This is a genomic window from Mesorhizobium sp. M7A.F.Ca.CA.002.05.1.1 (assembly GCF_003998335.1).
Lineage (GTDB): Bacteria > Pseudomonadota > Alphaproteobacteria > Rhizobiales > Rhizobiaceae > Mesorhizobium.
This window is the reverse complement of the sequence record NZ_RZQI01001323.1, coordinates 1-1,118: the sequence shown is the minus strand read 5'-3', so window position 1 is coordinate 1,118 and position 1,118 is coordinate 1. Positions and strand designations below refer to the sequence as shown.

1 protein-coding gene is annotated in these 1,118 nt (G+C 61.4%); it reads left to right on the top strand.

Annotation, left to right across the window (positions count from 1 at the left end; translation table 11 throughout):
- Positions 1-1,118: hypothetical protein (locus EN939_RS38375; RefSeq protein WP_164751564.1), on the top strand; the 1,118-nt coding region annotated here is incomplete at both ends.

The following is a 1,118-nucleotide window of genomic DNA, read 5'->3' as shown; positions in this document are numbered from 1 at the left end:
GGAATCATGTCGCGGCTGCGAACGGCTTTGGCGTCTTCAACATCAGCGGCATCTCCGGCGTCACGATCGAGCATGGCACGCTCACCGGTACGCAAGGCGACCACTACCGCATTGCCGATTCCAGCTGGGTCTACATCGACGACGCCAGGGGCGATACGGCGCGCAACATCGTCACCATCAACGACGAGGTTTCCGGCACAAGTCACGTGTTTGTCCGCCGCGCTCGCGTGAGCGCCTATTTGAACGGTTTTGATGCAGAGAGTGACGACGACTGGCCGGTGAGCGATATCGAGGTGGATATCGACTGGACGCAGCTTGGCGGCGTTCAACTTGGCGCGGCCGTCGCGTTCACCCGCAGCGCTGCGCCCGCCGGATCGGTGTTGAAGTACAAACGCCTTCGCATCAGTGCCAAGTCCAGGGATGGCCTTTATGGCCTGGTGCTGCGAGGGGCCAAGGATATCGAGGTGCGCAGCCTGGTGACGGAAGGCGTGCAGCAAGGCATTCGCGCCGGCACCGGCCATCATATCGAAGATCTTCGCCTGCTGTCGTTCGACATCCAGGCGACGCATCAGGGGATCTATATCGAAACCCCGGCCGGGCAACAGATCTCGCGCGGCGCCAGGATTGGTGCCGGCCGCATCTTTGGGTTTACCCAGGCCAATGCCTACGGCGTCTTCAGCGCGGCGGATGAAACCATTGTGTCGGCCGACACGCTTGTCGACATGGGCGGCGCGGCGGCGTCCATTGGCGTTCGATTGAACGGCGACATGTCGCAAACCCATGCAGGCATCGCGGATGCGCGATCGTCCTATGTCGCCCTGTCGACAATATCGGGCGAACGGCAGAGGGCGACGGGTGGCCTTTTCAAGGCGACGACCGGCAGCGTCGTCAACGATGTGAAAATCAGCGGATCCTCGCCAAACGTCGAGGTGCGGGGCAACATCTACTCCGGTACGGCGACGGGCAAGCCAACCGATGACGGATCGCACATGGCGCTAATTGAAGGAAACCGGGGCGGCGATCTTTTCAAGGGCTATAAGTCGACGCCGGACGCAACGCCCGTTCTTATGATCTTCGAAGCCGGAAACAGCTTTGTTCCGATCAGGCCAGGGCAAGGC